The following is a 2,581-nucleotide window of genomic DNA, read 5'->3' on the forward strand; positions in this document are numbered from 1 at the left end:
GCGCCCGGCGCGCGGCGTCAGCCGGACCGTGACGCGGATGCCGCGCGGCCCGGCGACGAAGAGCGGGCCGGCCGGCCCCGTCACGTCAGCAGGGCGATGTAGATGTTCCGCAGCACCATCTGCAGGAAATAGATGATCAGCAGCAGCACCACCGGCGAGATGTCGATGCCGCCGAGATTCGGCAGGATCCGCCGAATCGGCCGCAGCGCCGGCTCGGTCAGCCGGTAGAGGGCGTTGCCGATCTGGTAGACCACCTGGTTGCGCGTGTTGACCACGTTGAAGGCGACCAGCCAGCTCAGGATCGCGGCGGCGATCACCACCCAGACATACATCTGCAGCACGATGTCGATGATGCGGAAGATTGGGTCGATGACGATCATGCGCCTGTTCCAGAGGTGGTCCGTGCCGGCCCGGTCGCCGAATCCGCCCGTACCGTACCGATGCGGCCTCGAGGGAACAAGCGATGCGACGCGGGGCGGCGAGGGCTCCGGCCGCGGGAAATCATCATTCTTTCACAAACTGCGAATTCCCCTGTTGACAGGGGGTGGGGCGGCATCCTACATCACGGCCCGCCGCATCGCCCAGGTGGCGGAATTGGTAGACGCGCAGGTTTCAGGTACCTGTGGCCGAGAGGTCGTGGAAGTTCGAGTCTTCTCCTGGGCACCATCGTTCTGATGGGCCCGACGATGCGATGCAGTGGCAATGACCCGCTTTCCCAAGCGGGTCTTTCCTTTTGGGGCCGACGCCCAGTCTCGGGGATGGCCCAGGGCCGCGGCCGGTGTGAGCTGCGGCCGGAATGGTGCCGCGGCCGAAGACGGAAGGTGGCGACCGGTGTCCGAACCGATTCTGCATGACGGGGATCTGCCCGACGGCCTCGATCTCGGCGACGTGATCGCGATCGATACCGAGACGATGGGCCTGAACCCGGTGCGCGACCGGCTGTGCCTGGCCCAGCTCAGCGCCGGCGACGGCACCGTCCATCTGGTCCAGTTCCGCAAGGGCGCCTACGACGCGCCGAACCTGAAGGCGCTGCTGGCCGACCCGGCGCGGCTGAAGCTGTTCCACTTCGCCCGCTTCGACATCGCCGCGCTGCAGGCCTATCTCGGCGTCGTCACCGCGCCGGTCTACTGCACCAAGATCGCCTCCCGGCTGGTGCGCACCTTCACCGACCGGCACGGGCTGAAGGATCTGTGCCGCGACCTGATCGGCGTCGAGCTGTCGAAGCAGCAGCAGAGCTCTGACTGGGGCAGCGACCAATTGACGCCCGAGCAGCTGCGCTATGCCGCCAGCGACGTCCTGTATCTGCATGCGCTGAAGACGAAGCTGGACGAGATGCTGCGGCGCGAAGGGCGCGAGGCCCTGGCGCAGGCCTGCTTCGACTTCCTGCCGGCGCGGGCCGCGCTCGACCTCGGCGGCTGGGCGGATCTGGATATCTTCGCCCACTAGCCCGATATGGGGACACATTCGTGCCGTCTTGTGGCGGTACGGGGATCGGCCGGGCCCGGGCAGGGGCCGCCGGCGCCGATCCGGGATCAGATCGTGGTCCGCGCCCTCCGAACCGGCTATAGCAGCCGCCGCGTGGACCATTTGGGAGAAGGTATGGTGGCAACCGCAGGGATCGAGGCCGGCCGCAAGGCGCTGCTGGTGGAGCGCGATGCGCTCGACCGCCTCGCCGAATCGCTCGACGCCAGCTTCGACCGGGCCATCGACACGATCCTCGGCGCCGCGGGCCGGGTCGTGGTCAGCGGCATCGGCAAGAGCGGCCTCGTCGCGCGCAAGATCGCGGCGACCCTGGCCTCGACCGGCACCCCGGCACTGTTCGTCCACCCGGCCGAGGCCAGCCATGGCGATCTCGGCATGATCCACCAGCAGGATGTGGTGCTGGCGCTGTCCAACTCCGGCAACACCGCCGAGCTGGCCGACGTCATCGCCTACACCCGCCGCTTCGCCATCCCGCTGATCGGCATCACCAGCCGCTCCCCTTCGAACTTGGCCGACCAGTGCGACGTGGTGCTGCTGCTGCCGCCGGCGGAGGAGGCCTGCCCGACCGGGCTGGCGCCGACCACCTCCACCACCATGCAGATGGCGCTCGGCGACGCCCTTGCGGTGGCGCTGATGCACCGCCGCGGCTTCTCCCCCGACGATTTCCGGGTGTTCCACCCCGGCGGTTCGCTCGGCAACAAGCTGATCCGGGTACAGGACCTGATGCATGCCGAGGCCGAGTTGCCGCTGGTAGGCCCCCAGACCCGGATGGATGAGGCGATCATCGAGATGAGCCGGGTCGGCTTCGGCTGCGTCGGCGTGGTCGATGGCGACCGCCGGCTGGTCGGCGTGATCACCGATGGCGACCTGCGCCGGCACATGAGCGCCGGGCTGCTCGGCCAGACCGCGGGCCAGGTGATGACCCCCGGTCCGCGCACCATCCGCCCCGCGGCGCTGGCGGCGGAGGCGCTGGGGCTGATGAACCGCTACAAGGTGACCAACCTGTTCGTCACGACGGAGGACCGGCCGGTGGGCATCCTCAGGGTGCATGACTGCCTGCGGGCAGGGCTGAGCTGAGCGTGGTGGCCGCGCCGCAGAC

3 protein-coding genes and 1 tRNA gene are annotated in these 2,581 nt (G+C 68.8%); 3 read left to right on the forward strand and 1 reads right to left on the reverse strand.

From position 1 onward, the window contains the following. Nucleotides 1-80: 80 nt before the first annotated feature. Nucleotides 81-380, reverse strand: a complete 300-nt coding sequence (locus P409_RS31550; RefSeq protein ID WP_034847853.1) for a YggT family protein — start codon at nt 378-380, stop codon at nt 81-83. A gap of 199 nt (nt 381-579) precedes the next feature. Here P409_RS31550 and P409_RS31555 point away from each other — a divergent pair. The 3 genes from P409_RS31555 (at nt 580) to P409_RS31565 (ending at nt 2,559) form a co-directional block, all read left to right on the forward strand. Continuing rightward, nucleotides 580-666, forward strand: a tRNA-Leu gene (locus tag P409_RS31555). 165 nt (nt 667-831) lie between these two features. Then, on the forward strand, nt 832-1,446 hold the full coding sequence (locus P409_RS31560) for a ribonuclease D (RefSeq protein ID WP_034847855.1): 615 nt from the start codon (nt 832-834) through the stop codon (nt 1,444-1,446). A gap of 153 nt (nt 1,447-1,599) precedes the next feature. Next, nucleotides 1,600-2,559 carry a KpsF/GutQ family sugar-phosphate isomerase gene (locus P409_RS31565; RefSeq protein ID WP_034847858.1) on the forward strand — a complete coding sequence of 320 codons (960 nt, stop codon included), beginning with the start codon at nt 1,600-1,602 and terminating at the stop codon, nt 2,557-2,559. Nucleotides 2,560-2,581 lie beyond the last annotated feature (22 nt).

It is taken from the genome of Inquilinus limosus MP06 (assembly GCF_000767795.1).
GTDB lineage: Bacteria > Pseudomonadota > Alphaproteobacteria > DSM-16000 > Inquilinaceae > Inquilinus > Inquilinus limosus_E.

What these genes read in the sequence shown, in the direction of transcription:
- P409_RS31565 (WP_034847858.1), top strand. Translation starts at nt 1,600, where the DNA reads ATGGTGGCAACCGCAGGGATCGAGGCCGGCCGCAAGGCGCTGCTGGTG.
- P409_RS31550 (WP_034847853.1), bottom strand. Translation starts at nt 380, where the DNA reads ATGATCGTCATCGACCCAATCTTCCGCATCATCGACATCGTGCTGCAG.